Genomic DNA, 759 nt, shown 5'->3' with positions numbered 1-759 from the left:
GGCACAAATTGCTTGTCTGGACCAATGAGGGGACCAAGGCCGCAGTGGCGCTCAACCGGATGGGGATATCGGCCTTCGTCGTTAAATATCGCCTCGCGAATGAGCCTGGCTCGCCTTATTCGGTGGAAGGCGATGCCGCCGATGACGCGCGACGTGCGGTGCGATGGGTTCGTGCCAATGCCGCGCGTTATGGCATCGATCCTAAGCGGGTCGGCGTCATGGGCTTTTCGGCCGGCGGCGAGCTTGTCTCGCTGATCGCCGACAATCCCGAGCCTGCTGGTCGTCCGAAACGTGACGCGATCGATACCGAGCTGGCACGGCCGGACTTTCAAATCCTGGTTTTCCCGGGGTCGCGCGGAATCCCCGCCAAAGCGATCAAGCAAGCGCCGCCAGCGTTCATTGTTGCGGGATCCATTGACCCATGCTGTGCTGCACCATCTGTGGCGCTGTATGAACAGTTGCGCACCAATGGCATGTCGGCGGAACTCCATATGTATGCCGAGAGCGGCCATGCCTTCAATCTGGACGAATCGAACCGCATCTCGATCCTGCATTGGCCGGACCGTCTGCACGACTGGTTGGCCGATGGCGGGTGGCTCGAGCCTCGCCACGCTCAGTAAGCGCAGCGGCATCGATCGCGCGATCATGGGGCAGCGCCGCGATGAACGAGTGCGGCCTACAGCCGCACTGAATGTCTGGGGCTCCCAAGAAACATCCATCCCGCATCGGAGCGATTTGCGCCCCTGTGTGCCAGCCTCA

1 protein-coding gene is annotated in these 759 nt (G+C 61.8%); it reads left to right on the top strand.

Annotated features, from left to right (window positions below):
• Window positions 1–620: alpha/beta hydrolase (locus tag AACY52_RS28785; RefSeq protein ID WP_339561139.1), on the top strand; the 620-nt coding region annotated here is incomplete at its 5' end.
• Window positions 621–759 lie beyond the last annotated feature (139 nt).

The organism is Pseudomonas sp. EA_65y_Pfl1_P113 (assembly GCF_963970525.1).
Lineage (GTDB): Bacteria > Pseudomonadota > Gammaproteobacteria > Pseudomonadales > Pseudomonadaceae > Aquipseudomonas > Aquipseudomonas tritici.
This window is presented reverse-complemented; position numbering and strand designations above follow the sequence as displayed.